This window comes from Acinetobacter bouvetii DSM 14964 = CIP 107468 (assembly GCF_000368865.1).
GTDB lineage: Bacteria > Pseudomonadota > Gammaproteobacteria > Pseudomonadales > Moraxellaceae > Acinetobacter > Acinetobacter bouvetii.
This window is the reverse complement of sequence record NZ_KB849725.1, coordinates 304,082-325,810: the sequence shown is the minus strand read 5'-3', so window position 1 is coordinate 325,810 and position 21,729 is coordinate 304,082. Positions and strand designations below refer to the sequence as shown.

At 46.0% G+C, this 21,729-nt stretch carries 19 protein-coding genes and 2 pseudogenes; 18 read left to right on the top strand and 3 right to left on the bottom strand.

All coding sequences use genetic code 11. The features are described 5' to 3' along the window. Nucleotides 1-46: 46 nt before the first annotated feature. Complete coding sequence (locus F941_RS01555; RefSeq protein WP_005007049.1) at nt 47-559, top strand: hypothetical protein; 513 nt, start codon at nt 47-49, stop codon at nt 557-559. Between the two features lie 26 nt (nt 560-585). Here the strand turns inward: F941_RS01555 and pap are convergent, their stop codons facing one another. Continuing rightward, complete coding sequence (gene pap, locus F941_RS01550) at nt 586-2,004, bottom strand: polyphosphate:AMP phosphotransferase (RefSeq protein ID WP_005007048.1); 1,419 nt, start codon at nt 2,002-2,004, stop codon at nt 586-588. Between the two features lie 208 nt (nt 2,005-2,212). Here pap and F941_RS01545 point away from each other — a divergent pair, with 208 nt between their 5' ends. The 8 genes from F941_RS01545 (at nt 2,213) to F941_RS01510 (ending at nt 11,185) form a co-directional block, all read left to right on the top strand. Further along, a complete protein-coding gene (locus F941_RS01545; protein ID WP_005007046.1) occupies nt 2,213-2,917 on the top strand; it encodes a DUF8198 family protein in 705 nt (234 codons plus the stop codon). A 168-nt stretch (nt 2,918-3,085) separates the two neighbouring features. Further along, a complete protein-coding gene (gene ubiE, locus F941_RS01540; protein WP_005007044.1) occupies nt 3,086-4,030 on the top strand; it encodes a bifunctional demethylmenaquinone methyltransferase/2-methoxy-6-polyprenyl-1,4-benzoquinol methylase UbiE in 945 nt (314 codons plus the stop codon). A gap of 18 nt (nt 4,031-4,048) precedes the next feature. After that, on the top strand, nt 4,049-4,723 hold the full coding sequence (locus tag F941_RS01535; RefSeq protein WP_005007042.1) for a ubiquinone biosynthesis accessory factor UbiJ: 675 nt from the start codon (nt 4,049-4,051) through the stop codon (nt 4,721-4,723). Nucleotides 4,724-4,735: 12 nt separating this feature from the next. Next, the gene (locus F941_RS01530; protein ID WP_005007040.1) at nt 4,736-6,355 is read left to right on the top strand and encodes an ABC1 kinase family protein; all 1,620 of its coding nucleotides are present in this window, start codon (nt 4,736-4,738) and stop codon (nt 6,353-6,355) included. 471 nt (nt 6,356-6,826) lie between these two features. After that, a complete protein-coding gene (locus tag F941_RS01525) occupies nt 6,827-8,392 on the top strand; it encodes a hypothetical protein (RefSeq protein ID WP_005007038.1) in 1,566 nt (521 codons plus the stop codon). A gap of 70 nt (nt 8,393-8,462) precedes the next feature. Next, complete coding sequence (locus F941_RS01520; RefSeq protein ID WP_005007034.1) at nt 8,463-9,566, top strand: autotransporter outer membrane beta-barrel domain-containing protein; 1,104 nt, start codon at nt 8,463-8,465, stop codon at nt 9,564-9,566. 153 nt (nt 9,567-9,719) lie between these two features. Then, nucleotides 9,720-10,802, top strand: a complete 1,083-nt coding sequence (locus F941_RS01515) for a patatin-like phospholipase domain-containing protein (RefSeq protein ID WP_005007031.1) — start codon at nt 9,720-9,722, stop codon at nt 10,800-10,802. 65 nt (nt 10,803-10,867) lie between these two features. Further along, nucleotides 10,868-11,185: a hypothetical protein gene (locus F941_RS01510; RefSeq protein WP_005007029.1), complete on the top strand. Its 318-nt coding sequence runs from the start codon at nt 10,868-10,870 to the stop codon at nt 11,183-11,185. 64 nt (nt 11,186-11,249) lie between these two features. On the opposite strand, the gene F941_RS01505 is transcribed toward F941_RS01510, so the two are convergent. Then, nucleotides 11,250-13,613: a Tex family protein gene (locus F941_RS01505; protein ID WP_005007027.1), complete on the bottom strand. Its 2,364-nt coding sequence runs from the start codon at nt 13,611-13,613 to the stop codon at nt 11,250-11,252. 332 nt (nt 13,614-13,945) lie between these two features. Between F941_RS01505 and ompR the strand changes: the two genes are divergently transcribed. The 5 genes and pseudogenes from ompR to F941_RS01480 all read left to right on the top strand — a co-directional run bounded on the left by ompR (nt 13,946) and on the right by F941_RS01480 (nt 19,510). Then, complete coding sequence (gene ompR / locus F941_RS01500; protein ID WP_005007026.1) at nt 13,946-14,710, top strand: osmolarity response regulator transcription factor OmpR; 765 nt, start codon at nt 13,946-13,948, stop codon at nt 14,708-14,710. 239 nt (nt 14,711-14,949) lie between these two features. Continuing rightward, entirely contained in the window at nt 14,950-16,410 is a 1,461-nt protein-coding gene (locus tag F941_RS01495; RefSeq protein ID WP_005007024.1) for an ATP-binding protein, read from the top strand. Between the two features lie 206 nt (nt 16,411-16,616). Then, nucleotides 16,617-18,134 carry an acetyl-CoA hydrolase/transferase family protein gene (locus F941_RS01490; protein WP_005007022.1) on the top strand — a complete coding sequence of 506 codons (1,518 nt, stop codon included), beginning with the start codon at nt 16,617-16,619 and terminating at the stop codon, nt 18,132-18,134. A gap of 122 nt (nt 18,135-18,256) precedes the next feature. Then, nucleotides 18,257-18,621: pseudogene (locus F941_RS01485) on the top strand (GNAT family acetyltransferase). Nucleotides 18,622-18,823: 202 nt separating this feature from the next. Then, the gene (locus F941_RS01480; RefSeq protein WP_005007018.1) at nt 18,824-19,510 is read left to right on the top strand and encodes a DsbA family oxidoreductase; all 687 of its coding nucleotides are present in this window, start codon (nt 18,824-18,826) and stop codon (nt 19,508-19,510) included. 69 nt (nt 19,511-19,579) lie between these two features. On the opposite strand, the gene F941_RS01475 is transcribed toward F941_RS01480, so the two are convergent. Continuing rightward, nucleotides 19,580-19,780: a dodecin family protein gene (locus F941_RS01475; protein WP_005007015.1), complete on the bottom strand. Its 201-nt coding sequence runs from the start codon at nt 19,778-19,780 to the stop codon at nt 19,580-19,582. A 227-nt stretch (nt 19,781-20,007) separates the two neighbouring features. Between F941_RS01475 and F941_RS01470 the strand changes: the two genes are divergently transcribed. The 4 genes and pseudogenes from F941_RS01470 to F941_RS16590 form a co-directional block, all read left to right on the top strand. Continuing rightward, complete coding sequence (locus tag F941_RS01470; protein ID WP_005007013.1) at nt 20,008-20,244, top strand: hypothetical protein; 237 nt, start codon at nt 20,008-20,010, stop codon at nt 20,242-20,244. A 160-nt stretch (nt 20,245-20,404) separates the two neighbouring features. Continuing rightward, nucleotides 20,405-20,662: a hypothetical protein gene (locus tag F941_RS01465; protein ID WP_018572714.1), complete on the top strand. Its 258-nt coding sequence runs from the start codon at nt 20,405-20,407 to the stop codon at nt 20,660-20,662. A gap of 315 nt (nt 20,663-20,977) precedes the next feature. Next, the gene (locus F941_RS01460) at nt 20,978-21,157 is read left to right on the top strand and encodes a hypothetical protein (RefSeq protein ID WP_005007010.1); all 180 of its coding nucleotides are present in this window, start codon (nt 20,978-20,980) and stop codon (nt 21,155-21,157) included. A gap of 13 nt (nt 21,158-21,170) precedes the next feature. Beyond that, a pseudogene (locus F941_RS16590) lies at nt 21,171-21,729 on the top strand (hypothetical protein); the annotation flags it as partial.

Sequence of the window (21,729 nt, the reverse complement as noted above, 5' to 3'; positions counted from 1 at the left end):
TGATCCTTAATGAAAAAAATCAGTATCAAGCTGAAGGTAAGCGCAGATGAAAATAGACAATATTCCAGATTCTATCGACCCGACCCTGAATTTAGAAAGCATTCGCGCGGAATGTCTGGAGCTGGCCAAAAAGCGGGCATATTTCTCTGCCGGCGCAGCCATTGTGCCTGTTCCATTTTTTGATGTGATCATCGACGTCGGCATTTTATCGCAGCTGATTCCTGAAATTAATGCCCGCTTTGGGCTCTCTCCAGAACAAATCAGTGTCTATGATCCGGCCACCAAACAGATTCACTGGCAAGAGCTGCGCAAGCGCGGCGTCGAGTTTTCCGGTTTAGTGATTGCCCGCACGGCAGTAAAAAAGTCCATCAATAATGCGGCAGCCAAATATATCACTAAGCAGGTGACTAAATTCATTCCTCTAGGCGGTCAAGCCATTGCCGCCAGCTTAGGTTACTTTGTGATGAAAAAGGTGGCCGATGCGCATATTGAAGACTGTTACAAGCTGGCGAAAAGCATTCAGCAAAAGCAGCAGGCGCAAACGGTTGCTGCTCAATAAGGAGCGCTGCTTCAGCTCGGCGCGGATTATTCCGATTTGAGCTGTTTGACAATTGCGCGCAAGATTTCCAGCCGAGCAGTATTTTTATCGTTGGTGGCAATCACATGCCATGGCGCATAGCCGGTATGCGTACGTTCCAGCATATCGGCTGCCGCTTTTAAATAATCATCCCAGCGCCCGCGGTTGCGCCAGTCTTCTTCAGTAATTTTAAAACGCTTATGCGGGGTTTCTTCCCGCGCCTTAAAGCGCACTGCCTGTTCATCCTTGCTGATGGCTAGCCAGAATTTCACCACAATGGTTTGACTATCATATAAGTCTTTTTCAAAACGGTTGATCTCATCATAGGCCCGCTGCCATTCCACATCGCTGGCAAAGCCTTCTACCCGCTCCACCAGCACCCGGCCATACCAGGAACGGTCAAAAATGCTGATTTTTTCTTCGGGCTGAATTTTAGTCCAGAACCGCCATAGGTACGGATGGCTCAGCTCATATTTTTCCGGGGCGGAAATGGTATAAATCTCATATTCGCGCGGGTCCAGCTTTTTCACTATGCGCTTGATCGCGCCGCCTTTCCCCGCAGCATCCATGCCTTCAAAAACAATCACCACATTGCGTGAGTCGAAGCGCAGCCCTTCCGCCACTTTCTTGCTCAGCAGCTTCAGTTCTTCTTTATAATCATGTTTTTCTAAAGGGATTTCTGCAGGGGTCAAAAGACTTTCTGGCACTTCCGCCTGCGTCCAGCGCCCTTTAGCCTTATGCAGATGCTCCGGGCAATGCTTCAGCGTCTGTAAAATATATTGCGCAAACTGCTGATCACGCTCCGCCTCTTCTTCACAGTCAATCATTTCCCAATCGTCGGTAAAACGCTGGCGCAGTTTCTGCAGGCTGTCATACTGTTTTTTGCTGCGCCAGTCCAAACCATGCAGCTTATGCCAGCGCATTTCACCTGGATCCATATCATCCAGGCGTTTCTGCAGGGATTTCCACGACAGGTCAAACCAGACCTTAATCACATCCACATTGTTATTTTTCAGATCCTGCTCATACGCGCGCATGCGTTCGACATAATCATCAAACATGGTTTCATCGATGGGCTTCGACACATGCATGGAGGTGGTCAGCAAGTCACTGTACCAATTGCCGAACATCACCATGATTTGCCCTTCGGCAGGAATAAAGCGCGCATAAGGCTGCCAGAAAGCCTGTTTATGATTGAACGTCTGCGGCGCATCCGCTTTCACCCGCAAATAGCGCGGATCGACCCACTCGCGCAGCTGCTTGACCGCCTCACCCTTGCCCGCCAGCTCAATGCCGCTGACCAAAATCAACACGCTTTTGGCATTGCTTTTGCCTTTGGTGTCTTTCAGCGCATACTGCGCTTCAATCAATTCTACTGACAGCTGATCCGGATCCATCAGCTGAATTCCATTGTCTTGCGCGGCCATCTTTTTCTCTATTGTTCTGTTCTTGAACTGCAGTATAACCAAGCCGGCAGGCACTCGAAATCACCAATTCATATATTTATGCAGCATTTTTTTGTGTAAAAGCACAGCAGACTGGCTGCTTGAATGGCAATTTTCTGTCAATTTGTCATAGCAGGCCGCCTCAACTGCAGCTAAAATTTGCAAAACCCTGAAATTATTGAGACACGCAATGTCCAAGCTTGCAGTTTTAGATGATCTTTTAGATCTGTATTACCAGCTGAACTATCATAAAAATCCGGAAATTTTTCAGCGCCTGCAAGACGTTCAAGCTTGGCAGAAACAGCGCATGCAGCGCACGCATGCTAAACAGTTTGCTGAAAAGCATAATCTGCTGATGGCTGAATACTTTATCAACCGCCTATACGGCGGGCCGGATTTCGATGCGCTGGCGCAGCAGATTGCTCGCCTGAGCAAATATGCGCACAAAGCGGAAAAGCTGATTCCAGACAATGCCATTAAAACCGGCACATCCGGAGTTGAATTGGCCATCTTGGCGGTTCAGCTGGATGAACAAGTGGCGATGCAGCTGCTGCAGGATTATCATCCCTATGAAAAGCTGACCGATGAGATGATGCGCATCACTTATTTAAAGCTGAATCAGGGCGAAGGCCGCCTGAAACAGCTGGATTTGCTGGATCAGCTGGGTCAAAGCCTCGACAAATACATGCGTTCTTTTGTGGTCTATGCAGCCTTTAAAATGTGTAAAGGCGCGGCGCTCAAATACAACTTTAACATCATGTATGAATTTATGCAGGATGGCTTTTTAGCCATGAAGCCGTTAAAGTCTGCTGAGAAGTTTGTCAAAGATTTTACTGCTGCGGAACGGCAAATTATTGGCAAAGTGCATGCCGGCGACCCACTGCCCTTTGCATAAGCGCTGACGGCAGCCGAGAACGCCGTCCGGTTTTAAATCCATGCAAATCTGCAAGATTTCTGTATATTATTCATAACAATTGCATGCTGATTGCTGTATAACAGCAAAGAATCTGTCATCATGCATGCAATGCTGCATTCACCCTATTTTTCCGTTAGGAGCGACTCTATGTCTAATGAAAATCAAACGCCGGCCCCTGTTGCAGAGCCAGCCCAAAACAAAGACACAGCGAGTCCTTTCTTAACTGAACCGCTTCCGCAAGGCGCGCCGCAAGGTCAGCAGCAGTCATTAGAACAGCGCTTGACTGATACGCCGGTGACAGGTTCTGTGCCCAAATACAATTTGCCGCGCGGCGCCAATACCGGCAATGTCGGCGCGACCACCCACTTCGGCTATCAAACCGTCAGCAGCGAAGATAAAGCGCAAAAAGTCGCTGAAGTGTTCCATTCGGTGGCCAGCAAATACGACATTATGAATGACTTGATGTCATTCGGCATTCACCGCCTCTGGAAACGCTTTGCCATCAATATGTCCGGTGTGCGCCGCGGCCAGCAGGTGCTGGATATTGCCGGCGGTACTGGCGACTTGGCGAAAGTATTCAGCCGTGAAGTGGGCCCGACTGGCCATGTCGTGCTATCAGACATCAATGAATCCATGCTGAATGTCGGCCGTGACCGCCTGATTGACGCCGGCTGCACCAATGTCGATTTTGTACTGGCCAATGCTGAAACACTTGAGCCCTTTGCAGACAACAGCTTTGACCTCTTGACCATTTCTTTTGGCCTGCGCAACGTGACGGATAAAGATGCCGCTTTGGCAGCCATGTACCGTGTATTAAAGCCGGGCGGCCGCTTATTGGTATTAGAGTTCTCTAAACCCGTATTTGAACCCTTCTCTAAATTGTACGACTTGTACTCATTTACCGCGCTGCCGATTATGGGCAAAATCATTGCCAATGACTCGGAAAGCTATAAATACCTGGCCGAATCTATCCGCATGCATCCAGATCAGCGCACGCTGAAAGGCATGATGGAAAATGCCGGCTTCCAGAATTGTGACTACCACAACCTCACTGGCGGGATCGTTGCCGTTCACCGCGGCTTTAAACTGTAAGCAATTAAGGTCAAATCTATGTGGTCGATTCTTGCACTGGGTGCAGCTGAACGATTCATTCACCATGTGATTGATTTGGATGCCATCAGTCGCATCCAGCTCAATCAGCTGCAAGGCAAAACTTTGCGCGTGGTGATTGATTCACCGCAGCTTTCCGTAGATGTGTTCTTTGATGACGGCAAAGTCCGTTTAGAGCCGACAGCCACTGGCCACAGCGCACAGCCGTCCATATTTGAACAGCGCCCTTTTGATCAAGCGGATTCTCCTGCTGAAGCAACAGCGAGCCTGCATGTCAAAAATACGGCAGAACTGCTGAAGCTGCTGTTGGCCGATGATATCGGCACCATCCCTGTTCAAGGCGACTATCATCTGCTGCAGGATCTCCAGCGCATCATTGCGCAAGCCGAACCCGATTTGGCCTCGCATCTTTCACCGTGGATTGGCCCTGCACTGGCGCATGAACTCGGCAAAATTCAGCTGGCGCCGAAGCATCTTAAGCGCAGCCTGCAAAGCCATTTATTTTTTGCCGAAGATGCCTTAAAAGAAGACACGGGGCTGCTGGCGCCGCGCTGGCAAATGGATGATTTGAATCAGGACACCCGCCTGCTCAATCAAAATTTAGACCGTGCAGAAGCCAAAATTCAGCAGCTGCAGGCTAAAATAGACACTTTACAAGATACAACTCAAAACTAGGTATTTGCTCATATGATTCCGCACCTTACACGTTTACTCGACCTTTGGCGCATTGCCGCGCACTATAGACTCGACACGTTGTTTCCTGCGGAAGAGCTGCCTGAAAAAGCCCGCCATGTGCTGAGTTTTATCCGCATGCACCCTGCGGCATGGTCCAGCAAAGAACGTAAAAATCCGCTGAAATTAAAGCAGGCGCTGGAAGATATGGGCCCTCTGGCGATTAAGCTGGGACAATTGCTGTCGACCCGCCGCGACCTGATTCCGCCCGAAGTCCTGCAGCAGTTGGTGCTGCTGCAAGACCGCGTCAAGCCATTCGGTTCTGATGTCGCTAAAATGCGCATTCAGGAATCCCTCAAGGCCGATATCAATACCCTATTTGCCCGTTTTGATGAACAGCCGCTTGCAGCTGCTTCAATTGCTCAAGTGCATACCGCAGCCTTGCATGATGGCCGTGAAGTTGTCGTTAAAGTCACCCGCCCCGATATCCGCAGTCAAATTCTGCAGGATTTCGAAATTCTGGAATGGCTGGGCAATTTCCTGGAAAAACGCCTAGAAGCCGCCCGCGCGCTGCATCTGTCTGAAATTATTCAGGACTACCGCCAGATCATTCTAAAAGAACTGGATTTGACACTGGAAGCCGACAACACCCGCCGCATGCGCCATTACTTTACCGGCTCCAGCATGATGTATGTGCCTGAAGTCTATATGGACAGCAAAGATGTCATGGTCGAGGAACGCATCACCGGTGTGCCGATTTCAGACATCGCCACTTTTGATCAATTGGGCATGGACCGCAAGGACTTGGCGGAAAAAGGCCTGACCATTTTCTTTACCCAAGTCTTCCGCGACAACTTCTTCCATGCCGACATGCACCCCGGCAACGTCTTTGTTGAAACGATCAATCCTGCCAATCCGCGCTTTATTGCGCTGGATTGCGCGATTATGGGCGAGCTGTCCAAACATGACCAGATGACGGTCGCGCGCATGCTGCTGTCCGTGATGAACAGCGACTTTATGCAGCTGATCCAAATTGTGCATCAGGCCGGCTGGATTCCGCCGGGCACCGATCAGGACGCCTTGGCGCGTGAAATGCGCCGCACGGTTGGCCCAATGGTGTCGAAGCCGATGCATGAGCTGGACTTTGCCGGCATTCTGATTGAAGTCATGGACATTGCCCGCCGCTTCCATTTGGAAATTCCGCCGCAGCTGATGCTGCTGCTGAAAACACTGGTGCATGTGGAAGGCTTAGGCACAGACCTGTATCCTGAACTGGACATTTGGAGCTTAGCTAAGCCGATTCTCACGGATTGGATTAAATCCCAAATGAATCCGCAGAAAAATCTAAAGGAGTTGGGTCAGAAAATTCCTGATTTGCTGCTCGGTGCGCAGGACTTTCCAACGATGCTGATTGACAGCCTGAACGGCTTGAAAAACCAGTCTGCTTGGCATGCCAAACAGTTAAATGAATTGCAAAGCATGCGCCTGCAAATGGAACATCAGCAAAAACGCAGCTGGATCTTCGGCAGCATCATGGCAATTTTGTTATCAATCGCGATTATTGCGCCATGGTATGTTTCAATTGTACTGATTGCACTGTCCAGCCTGCTGGCAATGTGGCGGATAGTGAAATAACCCCCGTAAAATGCACAACGAAATAAAGCCTCATTAATGAGGCTTTATTTATGCAAAAGCGGAAGTTTTAAAAACCGCATAACCTCAATAAAACTATGCAACATAAAATATAATTCACGATAAAAAACAATTTAACTTTAAATAAAAAATTATTTGATTTATATTACAATCAAGACCATAAATAATAAAAAAATAATATCCCTATTTCTCGGTATTTTATTAATTTATTGAAAATCAATATTTAATATATTTTTCACATAATAATATTATTTTAATAAATAAAGGAAATAGCGCAAAAAACATTATATGCAACCAACTAATTTTACCAAACATAAAAAAACAATTCAAAATCTGCAAAAAATCAAATAACAACCAACAAAATATTAATAGAAAGATAAACCTTAATATTTTTTAAATCTTTAATTTGTTATAAGAGATCAAAAATCACGATTAATTTTTTCGGGGAAACACATGTTATTTAATAAATCGGTTAAACAAACTCTGCTTGTCACTTCAATTATGGCTTTGCTGACGGCATGCGGCGGTGGCGGCGGTGATTCAGGCTCTGCTGCAGCGCCATTTGCATCTAAACCGATCTCTGGAACGGCTGTTGACTTTTATTTAGCAAATGCAACAGTTCAGCTGGATGACTGCAAGGACTCTGCAGGCAATCCTGTTTTTGTAAAAACTGACGCCGCGGGGAACTTCAAGTTTAATACTACAGAAAATTGCCAAAACTCAGCAATCACGGTTACAGGCGGTACAGATATTGCAACAGGCCTACCTTTTACAGGTACATTGAAATTAAAGAAAACCAATTTACAGGCAATTAATAGTAATACTGCTGTTATCACGCCGCTCACAACATTGCAGTCGTATTTAGGCGCAGCCAATAATGCCGATATTAAGCCTCTGTTAGAAAAATTAGGCCTGAGCAGCAGCACAATTACGAAACTTCAAGCCGCTAACTTTGATTTATCTCAGTTTGACCCGGCAAAAGATGCAACCGCGCAAGACATGGCCATTATTTTTACCGTACAGCAGCTGGCAACTCAAATTGAAGACAGCTTACAAGCCGTAAGCAAGGGTGACGGCACAAATCCGATTAATCAAGATAAGGCCGCTGAAATCGCATTTGGCGCTATTCTAAATCAGCTCCAAACAGCACCCCTGTTTACGACAAATAGTTTAATTATTGACAATGCTGCGCTTAATGCAGTCCTAACCCAGGCAGTCACTGATGCAGGCACATACATTAATGATCCGGCAGTAACGATTGATCAGTCTGTTATGACTCAAATTAATACCAGCATCACCATAATTACAAATGCGCTAAATAACATTGTGGCATCTGGCACAACAACAGCTGAAAGCTTGCAAAATGCGATTACAAGCAACCAAGACGGTATTAAAGATTCCATTGCAGACAATCTAAAAACTCCAGTGTATTCAGAATTCAGCCTTGCTCACTATTCATTAGCTGATCTCAAGAACTCAAGCAGCGCATCGCCGCTAAACATTGATTCAGGTGCGCTTAATACTGTTCTCAGTGTAGATTTCAAACTAAATAATACGCAAAAAGAATTAAGCGATACCGTAAAATTAGCCTTTAAATTAAAGGGCCAAAGCGGAGCGCAAACAGAAGACTTAAATGTCACTGTGAATAATGTCACGTTAAATTTCAATGCAGATGGCTCAATTAAAAGCGCCACTATTCCAGCGGGCACTAAGATTAGTATCATTACGTCACTGGTTATTGATAAAACTTCATTTACTCTAAACAATCCTGTAAACATCACATCTGCAAATGGCACAGTTTCATTACAGAATTTAATTAACAGCAATGAAAAGCTAGAGGAATACTACAAATCATATGTAGTCAAGCTTAAAGCCAATGACACTGTACAAGTATCGGCTTTTGTTCTGCCTATCACTTATGTGATTGATGCCAACTTAGGCCTTGCAACTGGCGCTGTAGACTTTGGCGGTGACAACTATCTTGCGAGTACGCTGACTGCATATTTCAAACTGAACTAATTATTGCCTCTAAGCCAGTTTTCGGACTGGCTTTTTTGTTTTTTTGCTTAATTTTTTAGTGATACCTCACATGCGTAGCAAACTTGCATTATTTTGTAGCGGCTGTTTTATCTCTTTGCAGTCCATAGCGGCGCCAAGCGATTTATTTCTTCAAGCCAAAGATTTAATTAATCCATCCAGCTCTAAGCTTCAACTCAAATTTTCAGCTGATGCCGTTAACGATACCCTAGATGTATTTGATATCCGTGAAAGTGAAGGTGTGTCAGATAAATCCATGGGGGATTATCAGGGTTTCAATCTGGGCGCCCAATATGATTTTAATCCGAATTGGGCAATAGAAGGAACATACTGGCACCGGAAAATCGAATTCAGCGATGATAGCAATAAAATTCAGAGCGCATTATTGGGTGTTCGCTATACCCCCGATTTAGATTTAAAAACCTCAGATGCATTCACACTTCGCGGAAGCATTTGGTCAAACCGCGCAGATACGCTCAGCAAAACCAGCCCTACGCGCGTAAATCAGCGCACATTTAATGCAGTGAATGTTGAAGATCCTGAAGATTTTCAAGTACAGCTAGATGCTCTGTTTTCACGAAAGCTGGACCACATGAATCAACTGAATGCTTTCGTTAGCCTTGGCTATAGCAAAGTCGAAGTGAATAAGCTGCAGATTCAAGCCACACAGCAAGGCTGTTTAATGAATGTGAATATTGACGGCAGCAATCAATATTCAGGAAATCTCGCTCAGCCCTGCAAAACAGGCAATATAACGGTTACTGACTTAAAAATCAGCGGCAACGCCAGTGAATTCGGGCTTGATATGCAGCAAGACCTGAATTACGACGCCTATTTTGCCAGCATCGGCGCTTCGTGGAACTGGAGATACCAAAACTTTGAAAGCCAGCTCGCTTATCAGTATCAACAGCTTTGGCGTAAAGAGATTGATGACCGCATTTCAAATTTTGGCAGCAAGGCAATTCATTACAATCAAAGCTTAGGGCTCAAGCTGGATTATGCATTCACCACGCACCTCAGCGCTTTTTTGCAAGGTGAGCTTTACCAGCATAATTTTATTGGACAAATTCCATTTTTATACAATGGTGTAACCGCATCCCGCTTGGACAAACGCTATGGGCTTGCCTCAATCGGATTAACGCTCCATAGCTTCTAAATGAATTTGATTCACGCGCAGCCAAATTTGCGAGCAGCCTTCTTAAATCACGCATCTAAATGACTCAGCAGTCATTGACTGAGTCATCTCGCCATTGCTGTACATTTGTTCTATTCTAAACTTTATGCACAAGTGTATAGCGGCGTAAAAACAATGACCCAGATTCTGCAGAAACGGCCTCCCGCCCTGACCATCCGTGCCGGCGCCACAGCACGGCAGCTGATTGAGCAAGCAGGCTTGCAGGCCAGCCAAGTGGATATGATTCCTGGCGCTGCCGGCGGCCCTAAAGGCATTGGGCTCACCGGTCTGGATTTAGCAATTTTTGGAGAGTTTCTCCCTCAATCCAAGCAAAGACGCTTCTTAATCGGCTCATCCGTAGGCGCCTGGCGGTTTGCCGGCATTGTCGCGCAAGGAGAAAAACTGGGGCCTGAGCAATTAGCGGATTTATACATTCATTTGCCTTTTCATCAAAAAATGAAAATTGCGGAAATTGAAAAAATTTCCAGAGAGATGCTCTCAGGCATTTTGGGCAGTCAAACCCAGCAATTGGTTGAGCATCCCGATTATCATCTCACCATTATCGCCGCTAAAGCCGAACATCTGTTCCAAAGTGATCAGCGCTTAGCCCTTTACAGCTCGCTTTTGGGGATTATCGGCAGCAATGCATTGTCTCGAAACCATCTGAATAAATTTATGCAGCGGGTGATTTGCCAGCCTGAACATTTTCCGCAATTTAAAATTCAGCAGGATGCGTTTAAAACCCATTATTTAAATTTTAATCAGCACAATGTCGCAGATTGGCTGATGGCGTCCGGTTCAATTCCAGGCGTAACGCCTGCTGTTAAAAATATCGCGGATGCGCCACAAGGCGCATACCGGGACGGCGGCTTGATCGACTACCATATTGATCTGCCCTTTGAGAGCCAAGGAATTGTTTTATACCCGCATTTTAGCGACAGCATCATTCCCGGCTGGTTTGATAAAATGTTTAAATCACGGACTGCCAATCCTGAAAATCAAGCGCGCACGGTGTTGATCTCTCCATCTCCAGATTATCTGCAATCGTTGCCCTTAGGGCGCTTGCCTGACCGTAAGGACTTTGTCCTCAAAGGCCTGGATGCGGAACAGCGGATTCAGATGTGGAAACAGTCTGTCGCTGAAAGCCAGCGCTTGGGCGATGAATTTTTAGAGATGGTGGAAAAGCAGAATTTCCCGCAGTTTATACAGCCTTTGTAAGGATTAATGCAGCAGGCGCAATTGGCTTGTATAATCGAGCCACTTTTTGAATTTTTAAGATGCTTATGCGGATTTTTCTTCTTGTCTTGCAGTTTGCCTGCATCGCTTTTGCGCTGTTCCTGTGCTACCAGATTGCTATTGCCCTGAGCACGCCGCATTACGATTTAATGGAAGTTGTAGCTGACGTCGGTACCATTTTAATCTGTATTGATTTAGCGACGTTCTTATTCAGCAGCAAAAAACAGGACGGCATCAGTTTTGAAGATTACGCAAAACAGCTGGAGCAGCCGCCGTCTAAATTGGTGTATGTGACCCGTAAATTAGGCCATTTAGGCATTATGCTGATATTAGTCAGCTGGATTGTGCCAATGCTACATGCTTAATACCGCATGAAACAGACATAAAAAAACCTCCCATCGGGAGGTTTTTTTATTTCAGCATTAAAGATTACTTCGAACCTTTAATCCCTGCTTGAAGCAGCAATGCGCCCAAACCGCCAATTTTATTTTCTTGCGGTTTAGCAGCCTGCGGCTTCTTATGGTTATTTTGCGGACGATCACCTTGAGGACGCGTGTTTTGCGGACGCTTGCCTTGCGGCTTGCGGTCACCGCGCTGCTCATTGCTGTGCTCACGGCGCGGCTGACGCGGCGCTTTAGCAGGCGCTTCTGAGCCTTCAGGACGCATCGACAAGTTCACGCGGTTACGCTCAGCGTCTACAGTCAGTACACGCACTTGCACGATTTGGCCCGGCTTCACCACTTTATGCGGATCAGACACAAATTCATTCGCCAATTCAGAAATATGCACTAAGCCATCCTGATGCACGCCCACATCTACAAATGCGCCGAAGTTGGTCACATTGGTGATCACGCCTTCCAGCTGCAAGCCTTCGGTGAGCTGCGATACTTCGGTGATGTCTTCACGGAACTTCGCTGTGCGGAATTCTGGACGCGGGTCACGGCCCGGTTTTTCCAATTCAGACAACACATCCTGAATGGTAGGCAAGCCGAATTGTTCGTCGGCAAAATCTTCCGCTTTGACTTGGCGGATAATTTCGCTGTTGCCGATCATGTCTTTGACAGTTGTTGCTTTCGCTTCAACAATCTTATTCACCAAACCGTAAGATTCAGGGTGAACGGCAGATGCATCCAATGGTTCAGAACCGTCTTGAATGCGCAGGAAGCCCGCGGATTGCTCAAAAGTGCGCTCTCCCAAACGCGGCACATTTTTCAACGCTTGACGGTTGTCAAAACGGCCGTTTTCTTTACGGAAATCGACAATTTGCTGCGCAATGGATTTATTCAGACCTGCAATATAGCCCAAAATTGCGGCAGATGCGGTGTTCACATCTACACCCACGGCATTCACACAGTCTTCCACCACCGCATCCAGCGTATTCGCCAAACCGGTTTGATTCACATCATGCTGGTACTGGCCCACACCAATCGATTTCGGATCAATCTTCACAAGTTCCGCTAATGGATCTTGCAGGCGGCGCGCAATCGACACGGCGCCGCGGATTGAAACATCCAGATCAGGCAGTTCGTTCGATGCCAATTCAGACGCTGAATACACCGATGCGCCTGCTTCAGACACAGACACGCGGGTCAATTTCAAATCACTGTTGGCCGCCATCATTTCGGCAACCACAGCTTCCGTTTCACGGCTCGCTGTGCCATTGCCAATGGCAATTAAGTCAACATTAAATTCACGGCAAAGGCGCGCAAGCTCTGCAATTGAGCCAGCTTTGTCTTCTTTCGGCGCAAATGGATAAACTGTGCTGTGCGCAACCACATCGCCCGACTGGTTCACGACCGCCAATTTGACACCGGTACGGATGCCAGGGTCTACACCCAATGTGCAGCGCGCGCCTGCAGGCGCAGACAGCAATAAATGGCGTAAGTTTTCTGCAAATACATGCATTGCTTCAGCTTCGGCAGCCAAACGCTTTTCAGTGAGCAATGAATGTTCAATGGCAGGGCGGATTTTGCCTAGCCAGAACAATTTTGCTGTTTGCTTCAAATAGTCTTGACGGCTTTGCGGCTGCACTGCATCCAGGCTGTATTCAGTTTCAATGCGGGCCAATGGCGCATGGTCTTCACCATCCACTTTCAAACCCAGCACGTTTTCCTGACGGCCGCGCAGCATTGCCAGCAAACGGTGTGACGGCACTTTATTCAGGTTTTCTGAAAAATCGAAATAGTCGCGGAACTTTTTGCCCACTTCTTTTTTCTCATCAGACGCTACGGAGCTTTTCAACGCCGCAGTTTTAGCAAAGGTGTCTTTCAGCTCAGCAGTCAATGCGATATTTTGCGCCCAGTCATCAATCAGAATATGCTGAATGGCGTCCAGCTGGCTTTCTGCATCAGGATAATCTTCATGGCTGAAGCCCGCCAATGCTTCAGCAGGATCTACCGCTTCTGCAAAAATTTTCTCAGCAATTGGGCCTAAGCCAGCTTCTTTAGCTTTAAATGATTTGCTGGTGCGTTTTGGACGGTATGGCGCGTAAATTTCTTCTAATGCGTTTTTAGTTTCTGCACCGTTCACACGGGCAAGCAAATCGTCAGATAATTTATTTTGTTCTTTCAGCGATTCAATAACTTTTTCACGGCGTTCGTATAAGTCACGCAAATACGATAAGCGCGTGTCGAGTTGGCGTAACTGCGTATCGTCTAAGCCTTGCGTCACCTCTTTACGGTAACGCGCAATAAATGGAACGCTGGCACCTTCATCAATTAATTTAATGGCAGCTTCAACTTGATTTGGACGTACGGCAATTTCTGTTGCCAACTGCTGAACTAAGTCAGTCATCGTATGTGATCCCACAAGGATAAGTTCTAAAAGCCATGATTATAAAGACCAAGACCATAAAATCCACAATTGTTTTTATTAATTTGCTTACGGTTTTTATTGCCAATTCACTGCAATTTAACATTTTTCACTTAAAGTTTTAATGAAACATGAATTTAGCCCAAAAAATATAAGTCAATTGTCCGCCAAACCATGTATATATTTAGTATCTATGTCTTGATTTTAACTGCAATATTTGTTGCTTTAGAACATAGTCAACAGATACACATGAGTCGTATACTCAAGTTATGCCAACTTTTGTTACGAAGACAATAAAGAATAAGGAGCACATCATGAGTTTAGTGGTACCTGCCGAGAAGACTGATGCCGTACAAGCCGATACAGACCGCGTAGAGCGCATTCTCGTAGTCGATGATGATGTGCGCCTGCGTACGCTATTGCAGCGATTTTTAGAAGACAAAGGCTTTGTGGTGAAGACCGCACATGATGCCACTCAGATGGACCGGCTTTTGCAGCGGGAGCTGTTCTCACTGATCGTGCTGGATTTTATGCTGCCCGTTGAAGACGGCTTGAGCATTTGCCGCCGCCTGCGCCAATCCAATATTGATACGCCGATTATCATGCTGACAGCGCGCGGCAGCGATTCTGACCGCATTGCGGGGCTGGAGGCCGGTGCGGATGACTATCTGCCGAAACCATTCAACCCGAATGAGCTGCTGGCGCGCATCCGCGCAGTACTGCGCCGCCAAGTGCGTGAAGTGCCTGGCGCGCCAAGCCAGCACATGGAAGTGGTCTCTTTCGGCCCTTGGTCTTTAGATTTATCTACACGCACATTGACGCGTGAAGGCCAGGTAGTCACCTTAACAACTGGCGAGTTTGCGGTATTGAAAGCGCTGGTTCAGCACCCGCGTGAACCCTTAACCCGTGACAAGCTGATGAATTTAGCCCGCGGACGTGAATGGGGCGCAATGGAGCGCTCAATTGATGTTCAAGTCTCGCGCCTGCGCCGCTTAGTGGAAGAAAACCCTGCCCGCGCGCGCTACATTCAAACCGTATGGGGCGTGGGCTATGTCTTTGTTCCAGATGGCGCTGAATAATAGCGTCTAATTAAGGGCATCATGCACAATACTTGTTGTCCCTAAAAGCCATTCGCTGTTGTTTGAGCCACCTGCACTTTTAAGGCTCGTCAATGTTTTGCGAGTTCAGCGAATGGCAAAAGTTTTGGTTACTTTTTCAAAAGTAACAGAATGAGCTCCTTCCATTGCAGGTATGCCCAGCGAGATCCCATGGTGCAGACCTCAATAACATTGATAAGAATAGTCCACAGGAAGCTGGCGTGAAACTCGAACCCATCGACCCGCAAGAATTTACCGACTACGCAGCCTACCAAGAAAAAAAACGCACCTCTTGGGAACGCTTCTTAGACAAAGTCAAACCGAGATCCGCCGCCATGCGCACCACGGTTCTGGTTCTGTTTATTGTCTTTTTCAGCTTATTCATGTCCCTCTGGTTCTTTTGGCGCACGCTGTATTTGCCGGAAATTCAGCAGCATGCGCGCTATTTAGCGGTCGAATTGGAAATTATCAACAACCCTGATCTGCGCATTTTCCATAACAATGCCGAAGTGGATGTCGACACCTGGATGAAAAACCGCGTTGGCATTGAATACATTACCGATCCCAAAGAATTTCCCAATGTCAAAGACAAAGTGATTGCTGAGTTTTTTACCAACCAAATTGAAAAAAAACTCGCCAATGAAATGCGCATTGACAATGCCACCGTGTATTTCCAATTTAAGCCCGACCCGCGCATTTGGATTCAAACGCCTGAAATGAATGGCAATTGGGTGAGGGAGCCGTTAAAGACCTATGCCAATTACAGCCCCGAGCTGATTTTTGGCTGGCTGCTGGGGATTCCGCTGATTGCTGCGGTGATTATTTTAACCTTAGTGCGTCAGCTCAATCGGCCCTTAGCCCGCCTGCAGCATGCCGCCAACAGCTACAGCAAGACCGGCACAGCGCCCTACTTGGAAACCAATCACGGCCCGCAGGAAATCCGTGAGGTGAACCAAGCCTTTAATCATATGATTTATACGCTGGATCAGGCCGAGCGTGACCGCCGCATTATGCTGGCGGGCATCTCGCATGATTTGCGCACGCCGCTGACCCGCATCCGCCTGAGTGCAGAAATGATGCCGGATGACGACTTCCTCAAAGAAGGCCTGATTTATGATGTTGAGGACATGGACGCCATTTTAAATCAGTTTATCTCCTATATGCGTGACGGCTCAGATGAAGAGCCGCAAGATACCGATATCAATATGCTGCTGCAGGAACTGATTATTCAATTCAAACCCTTGGATATCCGCTTTGAAGCGCAAGAGCTGCCGATTATTCAAGCGCGCAGCCTGTCCCTCAAACGCCTGATCGGCAATTTAATCAACAACTCGAAGCGCTACGGCGCAGAACCCATTGAGCTGTCCGCATATGTAGAAGCTGAGCAGCTGATGATCAGTGTGGCGGACAATGGCGAAGGCATTCCTGATGATCAGATTGCAGACCTGATGCAGCCCTTTGTCCGCGGCAATGATGCCCGAACGGTGCAAGGCAGCGGCTTAGGCCTGGCGATTGTCAAACGGATTGTGGATATCCATGAAGGGCAGCTTTCAATTCATAACCGCCCTCAAGGCGGTTTAGAAGCGGTGATTTCATTGCCTCTGAAAAAAACCGAAGCTGATGAAGTTTTAAGCAGCAGCCCCTTAGAAAAAATCAAGCAAACTTTCAGTGAGCGCTTCTAGCAAGCGCTCAAATAGCGAACAAACAGTTTTGTGCAATCCTTAAACAAGCTTAGTTTTTGTTTTTTAAAACAATATCTTAAAAATCATAAAAATATCTTATACCCGCATTTTTTCAAAAAATTAGACCTTAGCCTAACAGGTATGCAAAATAGCTTTTTTGATCGGTACAATCCGTATCAGTTTTAAGATTTCCCAGAGAGTAAAACATGTCTTTAGATCGCATTCGTTTAGCATCACTTCACGATAAAGTTATCAGCGCTGAACAAGCAGCGGCATTTATCAAAGATGGCATGACGGTAGGTATGAGCGGCTTCACCCGCGCAGGTGAAGCAAAAGCGGTGCCTTTAGCGTTGGTGAAACAAGCAAAAGCAAACCCATTGAAAATCACGTTGATCACGGGTGCGTCTTTAGGCAATGACCTCGACAAGCAGTTAACTGAAGCCGGTGTTCTTGCACGCCGTCTGCCTTTCCAAGTCGACAATACTTTACGTAAAGCGATCAACAAAGGCGAAGTGATGTTCATCGATCAGCATTTGTCTGAAACAGTTGAACAAATGCGCAACCTGCAGCTGAAAAAACCGGATGTTGCTGTGATTGAAGCTGTTGCGATTACAGAAGACGGCGGCATCATCCCGACGACTTCTGTCGGCAACTCTGCAAGCTTTGCTATTTTTGCAAAAGAAGTGATTGTAGAAATCAACACCAACTTAAGCCCGGCTTTTGAAGGCCTGCACGATATCTACATCCCGTCTTACCGCCCGACCCGCCAGCCAATTCCATTGACTCAAGTGGATGAGCGCATTGGCACAAGCGCAATCAATATCGACCCGTCTAAAATTGTCGGCATCGTTTTCAACAGCGAATACCACGATTCTCCATCTACAGTGACTGAACCTGATGATGAGACTCAAGGGATTGCCAACCATCTGATCGCGTTCTTTGAAAAAGAAGTGGAAGCAGGCCGCCTGCCAAAAGACCTTGGCCCGCTGCAGGCAGGGATCGGCTCAATTGCAAACGCTGTATTGACTGGTTTGAAAGAATCAAACTTTGAAGATCTGGTAATGTACTCAGAAGTGCTTCAAGACTGCACATTTGAATTGATTGATGCAGGCAAAATGAAATTTGCTTCAGGTTCTTCAATTACGCTTTCTGCTAAATACGGCGAAAAAGTATTTAACAACCTTGAACAGTACAAAGACAAATTGGTTCTTCGTCCGCAAGAAATTTCGAACCACCCTGAATTGGTTCGCCGCTTGGGCATTATCGGCATCAACACTGCGCTTGAGTTCGACATTTACGGCAACGTAAACTCAACTCACGTTTGCGGTACAAAAATGATGAACGGTATTGGCGGTTCAGGTGACTTCGCGCGTAATGCTCACCTTGCAATCTTCGTGACTAAATCAATTGCGAAAGGCGGCGACATTTCTTCGGTTGTGCCATTTGCATCGCATATTGACCATGCAGAGCATGACGTAGATATCCTGGTAACTGAACAAGGCTTAGCTGACCTGCGCGGTTTAGCGCCACGTGAACGTGCTCGCGCTGTGATCGACAACTGCGCTCACCCTATGTATCGTGATGCATTGAACGATTACTTTGACCGCGCATGCGAAAAAGGCGGTCAAACGCCGCACATTCTTCGTGAAGCGCTGTCTTGGCACGTTAACTTCGAAGAAACTGGCCACATGCTGGCGCAACAAAAAGAAGCGAAATCTGCTTAATTCTGCGCAATAAAAAAACGCCCCCAAGGGCGTTTTTTTATGCCTTTTATTTTTGAAGACCGCTGATTAAATCCTGCAAACCCGACGGATTTATATTGATCAAAATAAAAGCTTAAAAACCGATGTTTATTCTTCGCCCCTATCTCGAATCTGATTTAGATGCCGTGATTGCGCTTTGGGAACTTTGCAATCTGATCCGTCCATGGAATAACCTGGAAATCGATATTTTCAGAAAGCTCGCCCAGCAAGACCGGCTCTTTCTATTCGCCGTCAAAGATGATCAGCTTATTGCAAGTGTCATGGGCGGCTATGACGGTCACTGGGGCTGGGTCAATGATCTTGCTGTACACCCGGATTTACAGCGCAACGGCATTGCCACTGCTCTGATTCAGCAATTGAAAAAAAGCTTAAAGCATTAGGCTGCCCAAAACTTCAATGATTCATTCGTCACGACAACATCGATGTACAGAATTTTTATGAACAATAGGGCTATGAAGAAATCGATGTGATTTGTTTGGGCAAGCGCCTGATTCCGGATAAATAGAGATATAGCCCCTCTTCTGCTATTTTAAAGGCCAATAAATTGATGTGATTTACAGCAGCATGGCTAAAAATGGATTGCAATGCATGGCTTTAAATTTTAGGATTTGCCCCCATAAATTCCCCAGAATATAGAAAAGAGATTTCCCATGCGTGTAGATATCTGGTCAGATGTGGTTTGCCCATTTTGTTATATTGCGAAAAAACGTCTTGAAGCCGCTGCCGAAGAATCCGGTGTAGAACTTGAAGTGTTTTGGCACAGCTATCAACTTGATGCAGATGCGCCCGCTCGCCTGGAAATTTCCAATACTGAACGTCTGGCGCAAAAATACGGCCGCAGCATTGAAGAAGTTGAAGACATGCAGCGCAATATTGCAGAAATGGCCAAGGCTGAAGGCATTGATTTTAACTGGCAAAAAGCCAATTCAGGCAATACATTGAATGCACACCGCCTCATTCATTTGGCGCAAAGCAAAGGCTTAGGCTCGGAAGCGGAAGAAGCCTTTTTCTATAGCTATATGACCCAAGGCTTAGCCATTGGTGAGCGTGAAACCTTAGAAGATGTTGCCTCCCGCATTGGCTTAAATCCAGTTGAAGTTGATGACTTGCTCGACTCAGATGAATTTGCCGATTTCGTAAAATATGATGAAGAAGTTGCCCGTGATCAATTAAAAATTACCGGTGTACCCTTCTTTGTATTTGAACAGCGTATTGCATTGGCAGGCGCTCAGCCCAAAGAGGTGTTTAAACAAGTGATGGATAAAGCCGCTGAGCTTCCCGAGCTTGCCCCAACCCCGGTATGCAATGATGAAAGCTGTGAAACCCCAGAAAAATAATTAGCGCTGCCTGAATAAAAAAATCCCCTCATCTGGGGATTTTTTTAGCGCTGCATATCTATAAATCTGTTAATCGACCAAGAAGCTGATCTTTAAGTTGACGCGGTATTCCGTAATTTTGTTGTCTGAGATCATCACTTTCTGTTCGTTGACCCAAGCGCCCTGCACGTTTTTTACCGTTTCGGTTACCTTGGCGATTCCGGTTTGAATTGCATCCTCAAAACTTTGGGTACTGCTGGAATTTACTTCTACAATTTTTGCAATGGCCATTACCGCTGTTCCTCAATTTTTCTTATCGAGGCTCTATATTAGATTAAAAAATAGACAACAATAGGCACTTTAAAACTTGAACAGCAAAAACTTACGGAATAGACACAGTTAATATTTTCTTTATTTTTAGCTTACAAATCGTTGCTCCATCTTACATGCTCAAGACAATGCAAAGCCTGAAAGCCCTATAATCTAAAGGCTCTACCCTATCAGCTATCGAGAGCAATATGACTACAGAAAATCTATCCTCTGCTTCAGACTCTGCGCCTCAGGACACTGCTGCAGAGACCTCTTGCAGCAAAAGCAGCTGCGCGAAATCATCGAAGTTTTCACCCACGGTAAAAGGGGTATTGATTGGCGCTGTTGCCGGCAGCATTTTACCCGTTTTCGGCACATTCAGCGGCGCTGTAATCGGCGGTATTGCTGGAAAAGTTTACCAAAAAAAATGTTCGAAGCATGTTTAATTTCGAGCATTAAAAACCTGCAGCAAGTGGTCATGCGCAAGGCTGGCCACTTAGAATATTTACTCTAAACAATTGTTTTATAGTAATAAAAAAACAAACCACTCATCTACTGTTGCCGAATTGATCATTTTCTATTACATGTGTTTTGCTATTATTTTAAATGAAATTGAAAGCATTAAATGCATCTCCCGTCCAGCTTCGCTGGACTTTAGAAAAGGAAATAATCATGAACGCACTAAAATCAGTCTTCGCTATTGCTGTTATGGCCATTTCTGCTACTGTCTCTGCACAAGTTGTTTATGTGCCTGATTTTCCAGTTAAAAAAGAAGCGCCTGTTCAAGCTTCAAATCCCGGCACTCAAGCGCCTGTTTCTGAAGCATCTGGGTTAAATCAGGCAGCATCAGAAAAATCGGCTTAAATTCAAGCTGATTTTCTGTCAAAAAAAGCAGATCCGTATTCTACGGGTCTGCTTTTTTTTTTTAATTTGACAATATTCCTAAGCCAGTACAGAGCGCCCGCTTTTCGGCCTTTTCCCGAGCAAGGCAAGCCCGTGAGCATGCGGAAATCCAAAACCCGATTCTAAAAATACGGTTATTTTTTCACTAAAATGCACTTTTTTTGTCAATTTTGCAGACTATTCGTCAAAACTTGACGTTTTTTTTCATGCTTTTTTTCCTGAAATACATATAATCAATTCAATATTATTCTTTTTGTCAAATACATAGGTCTGCCTATGCAAAACCTTCAGGCGCTTATACAGGGAAAAGTTTCACCGCAAGCCATTAATCTTGATGACTTGATTGAGATGGCAGAAAAACACCCGCAGCCAAATTCTGCAGAATATAAATTAATCGAATTGGCAGCCAATATCGTTTTAGCAAAATATTTAGAAAAAGCTCACAAATTTCTCTAGGGGAATCAACTGAATGAATGCGTTAGAAAAAGCGCTTCTCATTAAAGAACTGCATCAATTAACAAATGATTTAGAACATCGGGCGCTTTCTTTTTATGAAATTGCCAAAGCAAAAAAGCGCATTAAAGATATTTTTTCGCTCTGTGACGAGCCTATTTTTCAAAAGCAGATCCTCTCTTATAAAGCTCGAATTGAGCCGCACGCGGCAGCCCAAACTTTTGCTGCAGGCACACCCTTTGCACAAGATTTCCGGGGCTATTTCACCGATGAGCTTTCGCTGGAAAAGCAGCTGTATTTAATGCCTCAATCGGGCTGGGCATTTTTGCATGTCTTGAATAAAGGCTGGCAAATCTGGCTGATTCCCGCAGCCAACCGGACGGCATTGATCAGTGACTGGGGAAATTTCGAAGACAACTATTCGTGGATGCTTCAAATGCAAAAGCACTATGCGTGCCTTAGCACCGATGATGCGAAGCGCGAAGCCGAAGCCGAAGCCGAAGCCGAAGCCGAAGCCGAAGCCGAAGCCGAAGCCGAAGCCGAAGCCGAAGCCGAAGCCGAAGCCGAAGCCGAAG